At 42.1% G+C, this 14,647-nt stretch carries 14 protein-coding genes; 12 read left to right on the plus strand and 2 right to left on the minus strand.

Going from position 1 to position 14,647, the window contains the following annotated elements; genetic code table 11:
• Positions 1 to 168: 168 nt before the first annotated feature.
• Positions 169 to 414, minus strand: a complete 246-nt coding sequence (locus KO473_RS22985; RefSeq protein ID WP_005777507.1) for an RNA-binding protein — start codon at positions 412 to 414, stop codon at positions 169 to 171.
• A gap of 646 nt (positions 415 to 1,060) precedes the next feature.
• Here KO473_RS22985 and purT point away from each other — a divergent pair.
• From purT to KO473_RS23040, 11 genes are all read left to right on the plus strand, one after another.
• Positions 1,061 to 2,227: a formate-dependent phosphoribosylglycinamide formyltransferase gene (purT, locus tag KO473_RS22990; protein ID WP_005777515.1), complete on the plus strand. Its 1,167-nt coding sequence runs from the start codon at positions 1,061 to 1,063 to the stop codon at positions 2,225 to 2,227.
• A 570-nt stretch (positions 2,228 to 2,797) separates the two neighbouring features.
• Positions 2,798 to 4,315, plus strand: a complete 1,518-nt coding sequence (gene atpD / locus KO473_RS22995) for a F0F1 ATP synthase subunit beta (RefSeq protein WP_005820119.1) — start codon at positions 2,798 to 2,800, stop codon at positions 4,313 to 4,315.
• Between the two features lie 11 nt (positions 4,316 to 4,326).
• A complete protein-coding gene (gene atpC, locus KO473_RS23000; protein WP_005805723.1) occupies positions 4,327 to 4,572 on the plus strand; it encodes an ATP synthase F1 subunit epsilon in 246 nt (81 codons plus the stop codon).
• 30 nt (positions 4,573 to 4,602) lie between these two features.
• Positions 4,603 to 5,031, plus strand: coding sequence for a hypothetical protein (locus tag KO473_RS23005; RefSeq protein WP_005777520.1), 429 nt, complete (start codon positions 4,603 to 4,605; stop codon positions 5,029 to 5,031).
• Positions 5,015 to 6,166: a F0F1 ATP synthase subunit A gene (atpB, locus tag KO473_RS23010; RefSeq protein WP_005805725.1), complete on the plus strand. Its 1,152-nt coding sequence runs from the start codon at positions 5,015 to 5,017 to the stop codon at positions 6,164 to 6,166. The genes KO473_RS23005 and atpB overlap by 17 nt, the downstream gene beginning before the upstream one ends.
• 26 nt (positions 6,167 to 6,192) lie before the next feature.
• Entirely contained in the window at positions 6,193 to 6,450 is a 258-nt protein-coding gene (atpE, locus tag KO473_RS23015; protein ID WP_005777530.1) for an ATP synthase F0 subunit C, read from the plus strand.
• A gap of 15 nt (positions 6,451 to 6,465) precedes the next feature.
• Positions 6,466 to 6,963 carry a F0F1 ATP synthase subunit B gene (gene atpF, locus KO473_RS23020; protein ID WP_005777532.1) on the plus strand — a complete coding sequence of 166 codons (498 nt, stop codon included), beginning with the start codon at positions 6,466 to 6,468 and terminating at the stop codon, positions 6,961 to 6,963.
• A gap of 6 nt (positions 6,964 to 6,969) precedes the next feature.
• Positions 6,970 to 7,530, plus strand: a complete 561-nt coding sequence (locus KO473_RS23025) for a F0F1 ATP synthase subunit delta (RefSeq protein ID WP_005777534.1) — start codon at positions 6,970 to 6,972, stop codon at positions 7,528 to 7,530.
• Between the two features lie 13 nt (positions 7,531 to 7,543).
• Positions 7,544 to 9,127 carry a F0F1 ATP synthase subunit alpha gene (gene atpA, locus KO473_RS23030; RefSeq protein ID WP_005777536.1) on the plus strand — a complete coding sequence of 528 codons (1,584 nt, stop codon included), beginning with the start codon at positions 7,544 to 7,546 and terminating at the stop codon, positions 9,125 to 9,127.
• An 18-nt stretch (positions 9,128 to 9,145) separates the two neighbouring features.
• The gene (locus tag KO473_RS23035) at positions 9,146 to 10,018 is read left to right on the plus strand and encodes a F0F1 ATP synthase subunit gamma (RefSeq protein ID WP_005777539.1); all 873 of its coding nucleotides are present in this window, start codon (positions 9,146 to 9,148) and stop codon (positions 10,016 to 10,018) included.
• 159 nt (positions 10,019 to 10,177) lie between these two features.
• A complete protein-coding gene (locus KO473_RS23040) occupies positions 10,178 to 12,718 on the plus strand; it encodes a helix-turn-helix domain-containing protein (protein ID WP_005820137.1) in 2,541 nt (846 codons plus the stop codon).
• A gap of 68 nt (positions 12,719 to 12,786) precedes the next feature.
• On the opposite strand, the gene KO473_RS23045 is transcribed toward KO473_RS23040, so the two are convergent.
• Entirely contained in the window at positions 12,787 to 13,143 is a 357-nt protein-coding gene (locus KO473_RS23045) for a co-chaperone YbbN (protein WP_005777545.1), read from the minus strand.
• 231 nt (positions 13,144 to 13,374) lie between these two features.
• On the opposite strand from KO473_RS23045, the gene KO473_RS23050 reads away from it, so the two are divergent.
• Positions 13,375 to 14,637: a TolC family protein gene (locus tag KO473_RS23050; protein WP_005777546.1), complete on the plus strand. Its 1,263-nt coding sequence runs from the start codon at positions 13,375 to 13,377 to the stop codon at positions 14,635 to 14,637.
• The last annotated feature ends 10 nt before the right edge of the window (positions 14,638 to 14,647 follow it).

Here is a 14,647-nt window from a genome sequence, read left to right on the forward strand (position 1 = left end):
TGAGAATACTCCTTAAATTGTATATTTGCACTATCGATTAACATGCTCTAAGATAAACATTTTAGAGCAAATTAAAAAGTCCGAGCTTGGGAAAGTTCGGACTTTTACATAAAAAAAGAGGGTACCCTTTTCGGACACCCTCTTTCTCTTATTCTATTGCTTATCAGATCAGTTTCTTGGTAAAGCTTCTTTTACTACCATCGGACGACCGGCATATTCTGCTCCGTTCAATTCTTTAATGGCATTGCTGGCTTCTGAAGATTCCGGCATTTCAACAAAAGCAAAACCTTTAGATCTTCTTGTTTCGCGATCTGTGATCAGTTTTACTGATTCTACTGTTCCATACTCTTCCATAACTTGTCTCAAATCTGACTCCTTAACATTATAGCTAAGATTTCCAACGTACATATTCATAAATATACAAAAATAAAAAATTAATAAAATAACAATAAAGCTTTAGGAAGTGTAAATCAGAAATGAAAGTTCTCAATGCGAACATTGAGGAAATACATGTGAGAGTTAGACCAATAAAAACCTCTTGTTGTTTGGTTTTGCAAAGTAAGGCATTAATTCCGGATAATATGCTATATTTGGTTCTTTTCACCCTTTTAAATATTCTTTTTTGTGTAATTAGACCAATAATTAACACTTTGTTTTGGCCACCCATTCTTGTATTTGTCTCTATATTAGAAATTATTTTATGCCGTTTATGAAGTTAACATCCTGTTGTATACGATGTTAATAACGTAATTATACGAAGTTAATATCGTAAAGTCGAGAAGTTAACTTCCTGCAAATACGATATTAACTTCGTATAATCCCTTTCTATGTGTGCTTTAAGTGGTTGAAAATCAGCGATGTTATATGAAGTGGAAATACTCCATTCTTCTTTTAGGAGGAGAGTTTTCTCTTGAATATGTTTTGCAGACCTTTTACTTGTTAATCATTTTTTATACTGTTCCCTTTTTCTTTCCTTTATTGCAATCATTTAGTAGCTCGTTCGGGATTTATTGGAAGAAAAGTAGTATTTTTGCGTCATTATATCTTAAAATATTCAATCATGAAGAAAATACTTTTACTCGGATCGGGCGAACTGGGAAAGGAGTTTGTAATTTCTGCTCAACGTAAAGGTCAATACACCATTGCTTGTGATTCGTATGCCGGAGCACCTGCTATGCAGGTAGCCGATGAATATGAAGTTTTCGATATGCTGAACGGTGAAGAACTGGAGCGTATTGTAAAGAAACACCGGCCGGATATTATCGTCCCCGAAATTGAAGCCATCCGCACGGAACGTTTATACGATTTCGAGAAGGAAGGCATTCAGGTAGTGCCGAGTGCCCGTGCAGTGAATTATACCATGAACCGCAAAGCCATCCGTGATTTGGCCGCTAAGGAATTGGGGCTGAAAACTGCGAAATACTATTATGCCAAATCGTTGGAGGAATTGAAGGAAGCTGCTGCGAAGATAGGTTTTCCCTGTGTTGTGAAGCCTTTAATGTCATCATCGGGCAAAGGGCAGTCGTTGGTAAAAAGTGCTGCTGAGTTGGAGCATGCCTGGGAGTATGGTTGTAGCGGCAGCCGCGGAGATATTCGTGAACTGATTATTGAAGAGTTTATCAAATTCGATAGTGAAATAACTTTGCTCACGGTAACTCAGAAGAATGGTCCGACACTATTTTGTCCACCTATCGGACATGTACAGAAGGGAGGAGACTATCGTGAAAGTTTTCAGCCCGCACACATTGACCCGGCACATCTGAAGGAAGCGGAAGAGATGGCTGAAAAAGTAACCCGCGCATTGACCGGTGCCGGATTATGGGGAGTTGAATTCTTCCTGAGTCATGAAAATGGGGTTTACTTCTCAGAACTGTCTCCGCGTCCGCACGATACAGGAATGGTAACATTGGCGGGAACACAAAACCTGAATGAATTTGAACTTCACTTACGTGCCGTATTAGGATTACCCATTCCGGGTATAAAGCAGGAGAGAATAGGAGCGAGTGCTGTTATTCTTTCACCGATTGCCAGCCAGGAACGTCCGCAGTATAGAGGCATGGAGGAAGTTACCATAGAAGAGGACACCTATCTGCGTATATTTGGTAAGCCATATACACGTGTGAATCGCCGTATGGGGGTAGTACTCTGTTATGCTCCGAACGGTTCTGATCTGGATGCTTTGCGTGATAAGGCAAAACGAATAGCTGATAAAGTAGAAGTATATTAAATACGGAGGTTTCTTTCTGAAAATCCAATAACAGGTCTTTGTCGCTTAAGAAGTGGCAGAGACCTGTCTTTTTATTAGTCTATGCCTCTGTCTTTTTCTGCTCTTTTGCAATTGTTAATACTCTGCCCGGTTAAGTCTGCAGAGACCGAAAAATGACCCTCAAACACAACTCTCTTTTATCAATATAAAACTCGTTGCATGTTGTACTATCTAACATTTGACTAATTGACTGAAAACACTATAGGTACTTGAAAACTCGATAGGTCGCCTTGTTAGATTGAGAACAGTGCCTATTTGCCTGAACATGCTTTGTATAACAGTAAAAAGGGCACTAATAATGTTCATTTTCACGCTGCTGTAAGTTTAATGAATGTTATCTAAAGAGAAAATATAGAAAAATGGTACAACGGGAAAAAAAAGTTTCTACATTTGCGAAGTTGTTTGTTTAACTATCTGTGTGAACAAAACCGAATATCGAACGTTATGTTAATAGTGAAACTGGTAAAAACGCGACTTACCATGCTATAACGCTTTAGAGTATTAGAAGAATAATATATAAAAAGATTGCTTATGTCACAGATTATAGGACATATCTCTCAGGTAATTGGCCCTGTGGTCGATGTGTATTTTGAAGGTACAGAATCGGACTTGATATTGCCAAGTATCCACGACGCATTGGAGATAAAAAGGCACAACGGCAAAAAGCTGATTGTAGAAGTACAACAACACATTGGTGAAAATACTGTTCGTACCGTGGCCATGGATAGTACCGACGGCTTACAACGCGGGATGAAGGTATTTCCTACAGGAGGTCCTATCACAATGCCGATAGGTGAACAAATCAAAGGACGTTTGATGAACGTAGTCGGCGATTCTATTGACGGAATGAAAGAACTCAATCGTGAGGGTGCCTATTCCATTCACCGTGATCCCCCAAAATTTGAAGATTTAACCACCGTACAGGAAGTGTTGTTCACCGGAATAAAGGTGATCGACCTGCTTGAACCTTATTCAAAAGGAGGTAAAATTGGTCTGTTTGGTGGTGCCGGAGTAGGTAAGACGGTACTTATTATGGAACTCATCAATAACATTGCAAAGAAGCATAATGGTTTTTCCGTATTTGCCGGGGTAGGAGAACGTACCCGTGAAGGTAATGACTTGCTTCGTGAAATGATTGAATCGGGTGTAATCCGTTATGGAGAGGCTTTTAAAGAAAGTATGGAAAAAGGACACTGGGACCTTTCGAAAGTAGATTATAACGAAGTAGAGAAATCGCAGGCTACATTGGTGTTCGGACAAATGAATGAACCTCCCGGTGCACGTGCTTCGGTTGCGCTGTCGGGACTGACTGTTGCCGAATCTTTCCGGGATATGGGGGCCAAGTCGGGTGCCAGGGATATCTTGTTTTTCATTGATAATATTTTCCGTTTTACTCAGGCAGGATCCGAGGTCTCAGCTTTGTTAGGACGTATGCCTTCTGCCGTAGGTTATCAACCTACATTAGCTACGGAAATGGGTGCTATGCAAGAGCGAATCACTTCAACCAAGACGGGCTCCATCACTTCGGTGCAGGCTGTATATGTGCCGGCTGACGACTTGACCGACCCTGCACCGGCAACCACTTTTACTCACTTGGATGCAACAACTGTATTGAGCCGAAAAATCACTGAACTCGGAATTTATCCGGCTGTAGACCCGTTGGAATCTACTTCTCGTATCCTTGACCCACATATTGTGGGGCAAGAGCATTATGATGTGGCTCAGCGTGTGAAGCAGATTCTGCAACGAAACAAGGAATTGCAGGATATCATTTCCATCTTGGGTATGGAGGAGCTGTCCGATGCCGATCGTTTGGTTGTGAACCGTGCGCGCAGGGTACAACGTTTCCTGTCTCAGCCGTTTACTGTAGCCGAACAGTTTACCGGTGTGCCGGGAGCAATGGTCTCTATTGAAGACACCATCAAAGGGTTTAAGATGATTTTGGACGGTGAAGTGGATTATCTGCCCGAACCGGCATTCTTAAATGTAGGTACGATAGAAGAAGCTATTGAAAAGGGTAAGAAGTTGCTTGAGCAAGCCAATAAATAAAATAAGGAATCATGAAAGAACTGCATTTGAATATTGTATCGCCGGAAAAGGAGGTATTTGATGGTGAAGTGAAGAGTGTTACTCTTCCGGGAACCAGTGGGGTATTTTCCATTTTGGCGCAGCATGCGCCGATTGTCTCTTCTCTGCAAGAAGGAACAGTCAGTTACACGACAACGGATGGCGAAGAGCATACGTTGGATATTCACAGCGGTTTTGTGGAGCTAAGTAACGGAGAAGCTTCCGTTTGTGTATCCTGACCTTGATCCACACAAGAACCTGTTTTTACTATGAATATGAGCATTACAAAACGCAATTTCCTGAGTTATCTTACCATTTTGACTCTTGTCGGAGGTGGGTTGGGAGCTTTGGTTTTGCATTATCTTGAGCCCGGACACTATTTCGGAGGTTATCCGTTGATACCGGTATACTTTTATATATTCGGTGTATTTTACATTTATATGTTTGATGCCTGCAGGCGTCATGCACCGGACAAGATGGTGATGCTTTTTTTGGTAGCAAAGGTTCTGAAGATGATTATATCAGTCTTTCTGTTGATAATCTACTGTGTGGCTGTGCCCGATTCTGCTGTGGAATTTCTGCTGACATTTCTGGCATTCTATCTGGGCTACCTTATATATGAAAGCTGGTTTTTCTTCGTTTTCGAATGGAATCAGAAACTAAAAAAGAAATCAAAAAAATATGAAACAGTTGCGTAACATAGTTACCGGAATGTTGATCCTGATAGGAGGTATGTTGCCTGTTATGGTCTCTGCACAAGAGCCTGTGGAGGGCGATACCGCCACTGCTTTACAGCAAGAGATTATTGTGGGGAAAGACACAATCAATCAGGAGGCAAATCAGGTAGATGTAAAAGGCATTGTATTCGGTCATATCGGCGACTCCTACGAATGGCACATCACAAATATAGGAAAAACCTCTATCTGTATTCCATTGCCGATTATCGTATATAGCGAAACTTCAGGTTGGCATGCTTTTTTGTCATCGCGCCTTGAAGAGAATGACGGTAAATATGAAGGATTCTATATCGCTCCTGCCGGAAGCAGGTACGAAGGCAAAATTGTAGAACGTAATGCGGCGGGAGAAGAGGTTCGACCATGGGATATTTCTATTACTAAGGTTACTTTATCTCTATTTATCAATAGTGCTATCTTATTAATAATCATCCTTAGTGTGGCGCATTGGTATCGTAAGCGTGAACAGGGGGCTTATGCCCCTGGCGGATTTGTCGGTTTTATGGAGATGTTTATTATGATGATCCATGATGATGTGATTAAGAGTTGTGTAGGGCCTAACTATAAAAAGTTCGCTCCTTATTTGTTGACAGCCTTTTTCTTTATTTTCATCAATAACATCATGGGATTGATACCGATTTTCCCGGGAGGAGCGAATGTGACCGGAAATATCGCTATAACGCTGGTATTGGCTTTATTTACATTTGTCATCGTTAATATATTCGGGACGAAACACTACTGGAAAGATGTTTTCTGGCCCGATGTTCCCTGGTGGCTGAAAGTGCCTATACCCATGATGCCATTTATCGAATTTTTCGGTGTATTTACGAAACCGTTCGCATTGATGATCCGTTTGTTTGCCAATATGTTGTCCGGACACATGGCTATGTTGGTTCTTACCTGTTTGATATTTATATCGGCAAGTATGGGGCCTGCCATTAACGGTTCGCTTACGGTGGCTTCGGTGCTGTTCAACATCTTTATGAATTTGCTCGAAGTGTTGGTTGCCTTTATTCAGGCCTATGTGTTTACAATGTTATCGGCTGTATTTATCGGACTGGCTCAGGAAGGCGGTAAAAAAGAAGAAGTAAAAGAATAATATAAACCATTTTAAAACTGAAAATTATGTTACTATCAGTATTATTGCAAGCTGCTGCTGCAGGAGTAGGATTGAGTAAATTGGGAGCTGCCCTCGGAGCTGGTTTAGCTGTTATCGGAGCAGGTATCGGTATTGGTAAGATTGGTGGCTCGGCCATGGAAGGTATTGCACGTCAACCGGAGGCATCGGGAGATATTCGTATGAATATGATTATTGCTGCTGCTTTGGTAGAAGGTGTGGCATTGTTGGCATTGGTTGTTTGTCTGTTAGTACTTTTCTTATAATAAACAAAGAAGATTATGTCATTGTTACTACCCGATAGTGGCCTGATATTCTGGATGCTCCTTTCTTTTGGAATTGTATTCGCGGTATTGGCTAAATACGGCTTCCCCGTCATCATTAAGATGGTGGAAGGCCGTAAAACCTATATCGACGAATCATTGGAGGTAGCCAGAGAAGCAAACGCCCAGTTGTCACGACTGAAAGAGGAGGGCGAAGCTATTGTGGCTGCCGCTAATAAGGAACAGGGACGTATCATGAAAGAGGCTATGCAGGAACGTGAGAAAATTATTTACGAGGCCCGCAAACAAGCTGAAATAGCTGCCCAGAAAGAACTGGACGAAGTGAAACGACAGATTCAGATTGAAAAGGAAGAAGCCATACGCGATATTCGTCGTCAGGTAGCTCTTCTATCTGTGGATATAGCTGAGAAAGTTATTCGTAAGAATCTGGCTGATAAACAAGAGCAGATGGGAATGATAGACCGTATGCTTGATGAAGTATTAACGAAGAACTAAGAGAAAATGGAAGTCGGAATAATTTCAATGCGGTATGCGAAAGCTCTGATGGCTTATGCGGAAGAGAGAGGAGCGGAAGACAGGCTATATCATGAACTTGTCACGCTGGCACACAGTTTCCGTACAGTGAAGGGATTTTGTGCCGTACTTGATAATCCCATTGTTTCTGTTGACGAAAAGTTCAGTCTGATCTGTACGGCAGCCGATGGAGACAATAAACCGAGTGAAGAGTTTATTCGTTTTGTCCGTCTGGTACTCAAGGAGAGAAGGGAGACTTATCTGCAATTCATGAGTCTGATGTATCTGGATCTTTACCGGAAGAAGAAGCATATTGGTGTAGGTAAACTGATCACTGCTGTCCCGGTAGATAAGGCTACTGAAGAGCGTATCCGACAAACTGCTGCACATATTTTGCATGCGTATATGGAGTTGGAAACAGTGATCGACCCTTCTATAGAAGGTGGCTTTGTTTTCGATATTAACGATTACCGACTTGATGCCAGTATCGCTACACAGTTGAAGAAAGTGAAACAACAGTTCATTGATAAGAATCGAAGAATTGTATAATTAGTGAAAAATTATGTCTGAAAATATAAGAGTAAGCGAAGTATCTGAGATTCTGCGCCAACAGCTTGAAGGAATCGAGACCAAGGTGCAGCTTGATGAAATCGGTACGGTGCTGCAGGTGAGTGATGGTGTGGTACGTATTTACGGTCTGCGCAATGCCGAGGCCAACGAACTGCTTGAGTTTGATAATGGTATCAAGGCCATTGTTATGAACCTGGAAGAAGATAATGTGGGTGCCGTCTTGCTCGGACCTACGGATAAGATCAAGGAAGGTTTCACAGTGAAACGTACCAAACGAATCGCTTCTATCCGTGTGGGAGAAAGTATGTTGGGACGCGTTATCGATCCGTTGGGAGAACCGTTGGACGGAAAAGGATTGATCGGCGGTGAACTCTATGAAATGCCTTTGGAGCGTAAAGCTCCGGGGGTAATCTATCGTCAGCCGGTAAATCAGCCGTTGCAAACAGGTCTGAAAGCAGTTGATGCAATGATTCCTATCGGTCGTGGACAGCGTGAGTTGATTATCGGTGACCGGCAGACGGGAAAAACATCGATAGCTATTGATACGATAATAAACCAGCGTAGTAATTACGAAGCGGGCGATCCGGTATATTGCATTTATGTAGCTATCGGACAGAAAGGATCTACAGTGGCTTCTATTGTGAATACTTTACGCCAATATGGTGCGATGGATTACACTATTGTAGTAGCTGCCACAGCCGGAGATCCTGCTGCACTTCAATATTTCGCTCCGTTTGCAGGGGCTGCTATCGGTGAGTATTTCCGTGATACCGGTCGTCATGCGTTGGTGGTTTATGATGACTTGTCCAAACAGGCGGTATCTTATCGTGAAGTATCTTTGATTCTCCGTCGTCCTTCCGGTCGTGAAGCTTATCCGGGTGATATCTTCTATTTGCATTCCCGTTTGCTGGAACGTGCAGCCAAGATTATCAATCAGGAAGAGGTGGCTCGTGAAATGAACGACTTGCCCGAGAGTCTGAAAGGAAAAGTGAAAGGCGGAGGTTCACTGACAGCATTGCCTATTATCGAAACACAGGCCGGAGACGTTTCTGCCTATATTCCGACTAATGTGATTTCCATCACAGACGGTCAGATTTTCCTTGATACAGATTTATTCAATCAGGGTAACCGTCCGGCTATCAATGTCGGTATCTCAGTTTCCCGTGTGGGAGGTAATGCTCAGATTAAGGCTATGAAAAAAGTGGCCGGTACGTTAAAAATAGACCAGGCGCAATATCGTGAACTGGAAGCATTCTCCAAATTTAGTGGAGACATGGATCCGGTTACCGCACTGACCATTGACAAAGGACAAAAGAATGCCCGTTTATTGGTTCAACCTCAATATTCTCCGATGCCGGTAGAGAAGCAGATTGCGATTCTCTATTGTGGTATAAACGGATTGCTGAGAAATGTTCCACTGGATAAGGTAGAAGACTTTGAGGCGGCATTTCTCAATACACTCGCTCTCGATCATCAGTCGGATGTACTGGACGTATTGAAGACAGGGGTTATCAATGATGAAGTAACGAAAGCGATTGAGGAAACAGCAACGATGGTTGCGAAACAGTTTAGTTAATTATAAACCATAAAGACTATGGCTTCACTAAAAGAAGTAAAAACCAGAATAAATTCGGTACAGAGTACCCGAAAAATCACTTCAGCAATGAAGATGGTGGCTTCTGCCAAGTTACACAAGGCACAGGGAGCCATTGAAAACATGCTGCCTTATCAGAGGAAACTGAATAAGATATTGACCAACTTTCTAAGTGCTGACCTTCCGGTAGAGTCTCCATTCTGTGCGGAACGCCCTGTCAAGCGTATTGCTATTGTAGCTTTCTCTTCCAACAGCTCTTTATGTGGTGCTTTCAATGCGAACGTACTAAAGATGTTTTTGCAGACGGTTGGAGAATATCGTGAGCTGGGGCAGGATAATATCCTGATCTATCCGGTTGGCAAGAAAATAGAGGAAGCTGTGAAAAAATTAGGATTTTTTTCTCAAGGGAGCTATCAGAGACTGGCAGATAAGCCTTCGTACGATGAAGCTGCTGCGTTGGCCAGATTGTTGATGGAACTTTTTCTGGAGAAGAACATCGACCGGGTGGAGTTGATTTATCATCATTTCAGATCGATGGGAATACAGGAGCTGTTGCGTGAAAGATACTTGCCGATTGATCTGTCTGCCGTTCAGAATGAAGACGGGAAAACCGGAATGGTAAATGACTATATCATAGAACCTTCCGCAGCCCAGTTGATAGCGGATCTGATTCCGCAGGTTTTGAGTCAAAAGATCTTTACGGCTGCTCTCGATTCTAATGCATCCGAACATGCCGCACGTACTTTAGCTATGCAAATAGCAACGGATAATGCCAATGAACTGATTCAGGAACTGACAAAGCAGTATAATAAGACCCGCCAGCAAGCCATTACAAACGAGTTGCTTGATATTGTGGGCGGTAGTATGGCTTAAACTTTCCACAGGGGGCACAAAGGTTGCGGAGTTGTTATCAATGAAGAAACTGACAACCAATCATCGTCCGTAGCCTTTGTATCTTCTGTGGCAAAATAACTTATTATTATATTGGTTTCTTCTTTCTTTTGCTATAACTTTGTAGCAAAGTATTATTTCATGGAAGAAAATCACGAATTAGAATTAGCCTGGCAAGTCATTGAAAATACCGGTACCCATCTGTTTCTGACAGGAAAAGCCGGAACCGGAAAAACAACCTTCCTTCGTCGGTTAAAGGAATTAACTCCCAAACGCATGGTAGTGGTCGCTCCTACGGGGATTGCTGCCATTAATGCCGGAGGTGTCACCATACACTCTTTTTTCCAATTAAACTTTGCGCCATATATTCCGGAGAGTACATTCAATTCTGCCCAACAAAGCTTCCATAAATTCGGGAAAGAAAAAATCAATATTATCCGTAGCATGGACCTGTTGGTGATCGATGAAATCAGTATGGTACGTGCCGATCAACTTGATGCGGTGGATGCAGTGTTGCGTCGTTATCGGGATCGTTCGAAACCTTTTGGAGGTGTTCAACTTCTGATGATAGGCGATTTACAGCAGTTGGCTCCGGTAGTAAAGGAAGAAGACTGGAACTTGTTGACCTCTTATTATGACACGGCATTTTTCTTTGGCAGTCATTCACTGAAAGAGACTGAATATATCACTATAGAGTTGAAGAAAGTCTATCGACAGAGCGATACGGCTTTTGTCGGATTATTAAATAAAATCAGAGACAAAGAGGCCGACGAATCTGTGCTGGAAGAATTGAATAAACGTTATCTTCCGGAGTTTCGTCCGAGAGAAGAAGAAGGGTACATCCGGCTGACGACACATAATTATCAGGCCCAGCAATATAATGACAGACAGCTGCTTTCTCTTTCCGGCAGGGCTTTCAGCTTTCAGGCGAGGGTAGAAGGTACTTTCCCGGAATCGGCTTATCCGGCGGATGAAATGCTCACTGTCAAGGAAGGGGCTCAGATTATGTTTATTAAAAACGACTCTTCCGGGGAACATCGATATTATAATGGAATGATCGGTTTGGTTACGGCTGTTGGTAAAGATGGCATCTGGGTGAAAGGAAATGGAGAATCGCAGGACTTTTTACTTGAAACGGAAGAATGGACAAATAGTAAATACAGTCTGAATCCGCAGACGAAAGAGATAACGGAAGAGGTTGAAGGTACTTTCCGGCAGTATCCTATTCGTTTGGCATGGGCTATAACGATCCATAAAAGTCAGGGTTTGACTTTTGAACGTGCCATCATTGATGCAAACGCTTCTTTTGCTCATGGGCAGGTTTATGTTGCGCTGAGTCGTTGTAAATCTCTTCAGGGACTGGTACTCAGTTCTCCTTTAAGGAGAGAGTCTATTATCAGTGACGACACGATTGACGAATTCACCCGTAATGCCGGAGAACTGACCCCTGATAAGCATAAGCTGGCTCTGCTGCGTCAACATTATTTCTACGAGTTGCTATGTGAACAATTCGATTTTCATCCTCTTGAGCAACATTTCGCACGTGTTCTGCGTCTGCTCGATGAACACTTATACCGACTCTATCCAAAGTTGCTGGAACGGTATAAAGAAACGATCGATCTGTATAAAGCTCAGATAATGAAGGTTGCCGATACTTTCAAGTTGCAATATTCGACTCTGTTGATGGAGGTGGAGGACTATGACGCAAATCCGAAACTGAATGAACGAATTGTGGCCGGTGCCCATTATTTCCGTAAACACCTGGAGGATTTGTTAAACCCACTGATGGTTTCTACAAAGGTAGAAACGGATAATAAAGAACTGAAAAAGAAATTTTCCGAAGCGTTAGATACATTGAAGACGACACTCCATGTGAAGCTGGGAACACTCTATTATACCGAAAAAGAAGGTTTTACCGTATCAGCTTTTCTAAAACATAAGGCTGTCCTGACCTTATCCGTTTCCGGAGGAGAAAGTACATCCTCGTCCGGAAGATCGGAACGTAAACCCCGAACTGCTGAAAAAATAGAAGTTCCTACCGATATCCTACATCCGGAACTGTATAAACAGTTGATTGCATGGAGAAATTCAGAAGCTTCGAAAGCTAATCTTCCTGTTTACACTGTTATACAACAGAAAGCAATACTGGGCATTGTGAATTTATTGCCCTGTGATACGGCTTCGTTAGTGCGTATTCCATATTTTGGGAAGCGTGGTGCCGAAAAGTACGGCGATGTTTTGCTTGAAATGGTGAGCCGATATGTAAAGGAACAGGGAATAGAACGTCCACCAATGCCTGCAATAACATTGACCCTCAAAAAAGAAACTAAGGAACCGAAAGAGCCAAAGCCTCTAAAAGAAACTAAACCCGTGAAGGAGCCAAAACTTGACACCAAAGAGATAACCTATCGTCTTTTCAGGCAGGGGAAAAATATCGAAGAGATAGCCAAGGAACGTGAGTTGGTTTCAGGGACTATAGCCGGACATCTGGAGCATTATGTACGCTTGGGAGCAGTTAAGATAGAGCAGCTCGTTCCGAAAGAAAAGATTATGAAAATTACCCGTTATGTGCAAGCTAATGGAAGTGACAAAGGACTTACGGCAATTAAAGCTGCTTTGGGTGATGAGGTTTCATATGCAGATATAAGGCTGGTACTTGCTACCGAAAAAAAAGAATCATAAGATTTGTACGTCAGTCAGCTTACGTTTTACCGTGGTTGACTGACGTACCCAATGCTTAGTCAGGTAAATTATAATAGTGCCTCTTCTATTAACGCTTTTAGTTGCGTTTTATTCATGGTTCCTAATTTCATGGTCGGTTCTCCTCCAACAGGACAAAGCAGCAGATTAGGGATTGTACGAATGGCAAAAGCCGCTTCCAATTCCGGTTCCTGATCTACATCCACTTTATAAATATCTATTTTACCATTATATTCTACAGCCAGTTGATCCAGTATGGGTGACAGTGCTTTGCAATATACACACCAGGGAGCATGAAAATCTACCAGGCAGGGCTTGTTGCCTTTAAACTTCCATTCTTTCGGATATCCTTGATAATCTGCAACCTTTTCTACAAAACTTTCTTTGGTTAAATCGATGACTTTCATATTTCTATTTTTTAAAGGGTTACTACTTGTTTGTTTCTTTGATGTTGCAAAGATAGGAAGATCGGAGTTATTGGCAGATAGCTATTTCTCCTATTGTATTAGCAATTCTTCCTTGTCCTGCTTTTTCCGCTTTCTAATAACTTTCTAATCTCATCTGAGTATCTTATAATTGCTTTCAAACGGTCTGCGTGAAGTGTGAATTGTACTTTTGTCATCAAAATAACAAGGACTATGACCAGAAAGTTTTTTATTCTCTTTTTTCTTGGATTTTTCGGAATTGCCGGAGCACAGCAACCCTCCGGGAGCTTGACGCTGAAAGAGGCCGAGCAACGTTTCTTGAAATGTAATTTATCCCTATTGGCCGAACGCTACAATATAGATATGGCACAAGCCAGGTTGCTTCAAGCTCGATTATTTGATAACCCGGTGATCTCATTCGAACAAAATGTTTACAACCGGCTTAATGGCACTTATTTTGATTTTGGTAAGAGCGGTGAATCTGTTGTAGAGATAGAACAGGTGATCCGTCTTGCCGGACAACGGAATAAGCAAATACGGTTGGAGAAAATAAACCGGGAAATTGCCGGCTATCAGTTTGAGGAGGTAATGCGGACTTTACGTCAGGAGCTTGGGGAAGCTTTTATCGAAGTTTACTATCTGTCAAAGTCATTATCGGTTTATGATAAAGAGGTCAGTTCGCTTGAACATTTGTTGGCAGGCATTAAGGAACAGCATGTGAAGGGGAATGTTTCTTTAATGGAGATGACCCGTCTCGAGTCAATGCTGTTCTCCTTGAAAAAGGATATGAGCGAATGTGAGAGCCATTATCTATCACGGCGGGGAGAGTTGAATTTATTATTGAACTTGCCCATTGATTTTCGCACTGAGCCAATAGTAGATGAAGGTTCGCTTGAACGTCTGACCATAAATGGATTGTCTTATGCCGGTTTACAAGAGATGGTATCCGTGAGGCCTGACCAAAAGATGGCACGTAGTAATATCATTGCTTCGCAAGCCGATCTGAAATTACAGAAATCGTTGGCCTTTCCCGAATTTTCAGTGAAAGGTAACTATGATCGTCAAGGTAATTTTATTAATAATTATTTCGCTATCGGGTTTAGTATGTCTGTTCCTATCTTTAACCGTAACCAAGGGAATATCAAGATGGCACGCTTCAATCTCCTGAAGGCAGGCCGGGAGCAGGAATATATTCGCAGTAAAGCTGAGACAGAACTGTATGCTGCCTATACTGCCTTAGATAAAGCGTTCAAGCTTTATCGGTCAGTGGATGGGAGATTGGAACATAACTTTGAGAAACTGATAGCCGGAGCCAATGAAAACTTTATCAAACGTAATATCAGTCTTTTAGAGTTTATCGATTTTTACGATAGCTATAAAGAGACCTGCATTCAGCTTTATGATATAAAAAAAAACGTATTTCTCGGCATTGAGAATCTGAATGCAGTAGTCGGGCAACATGTCTTTAATAATTAAATCCATATAA

The sequence above is a fragment of the Bacteroides sp. HF-4919 genome (assembly GCF_018860125.1).

What these genes read in the sequence shown, in the direction of transcription:
- KO473_RS22985 (WP_005777507.1), bottom strand. Translation starts at nt 414, where the DNA reads ATGAATATGTACGTTGGAAATCTTAGCTATAATGTTAAGGAGTCAGAT.
- purT (WP_005777515.1), top strand. Translation starts at nt 1,061, where the DNA reads ATGAAGAAAATACTTTTACTCGGATCGGGCGAACTGGGAAAGGAGTTT.
- atpD (WP_005820119.1), top strand. Translation starts at nt 2,798, where the DNA reads ATGTCACAGATTATAGGACATATCTCTCAGGTAATTGGCCCTGTGGTC.
- atpC (WP_005805723.1), top strand. Translation starts at nt 4,327, where the DNA reads ATGAAAGAACTGCATTTGAATATTGTATCGCCGGAAAAGGAGGTATTT.
- KO473_RS23005 (WP_005777520.1), top strand. Translation starts at nt 4,603, where the DNA reads ATGAATATGAGCATTACAAAACGCAATTTCCTGAGTTATCTTACCATT.
- atpB (WP_005805725.1), top strand. Translation starts at nt 5,015, where the DNA reads ATGAAACAGTTGCGTAACATAGTTACCGGAATGTTGATCCTGATAGGA.
- atpE (WP_005777530.1), top strand. Translation starts at nt 6,193, where the DNA reads ATGTTACTATCAGTATTATTGCAAGCTGCTGCTGCAGGAGTAGGATTG.
- atpF (WP_005777532.1), top strand. Translation starts at nt 6,466, where the DNA reads ATGTCATTGTTACTACCCGATAGTGGCCTGATATTCTGGATGCTCCTT.
- KO473_RS23025 (WP_005777534.1), top strand. Translation starts at nt 6,970, where the DNA reads ATGGAAGTCGGAATAATTTCAATGCGGTATGCGAAAGCTCTGATGGCT.
- atpA (WP_005777536.1), top strand. Translation starts at nt 7,544, where the DNA reads ATGTCTGAAAATATAAGAGTAAGCGAAGTATCTGAGATTCTGCGCCAA.
- KO473_RS23035 (WP_005777539.1), top strand. Translation starts at nt 9,146, where the DNA reads ATGGCTTCACTAAAAGAAGTAAAAACCAGAATAAATTCGGTACAGAGT.
- KO473_RS23040 (WP_005820137.1), top strand. Translation starts at nt 10,178, where the DNA reads ATGGAAGAAAATCACGAATTAGAATTAGCCTGGCAAGTCATTGAAAAT.
- KO473_RS23045 (WP_005777545.1), bottom strand. Translation starts at nt 13,143, where the DNA reads ATGAAAGTCATCGATTTAACCAAAGAAAGTTTTGTAGAAAAGGTTGCA.
- KO473_RS23050 (WP_005777546.1), top strand. Translation starts at nt 13,375, where the DNA reads ATGACCAGAAAGTTTTTTATTCTCTTTTTTCTTGGATTTTTCGGAATT.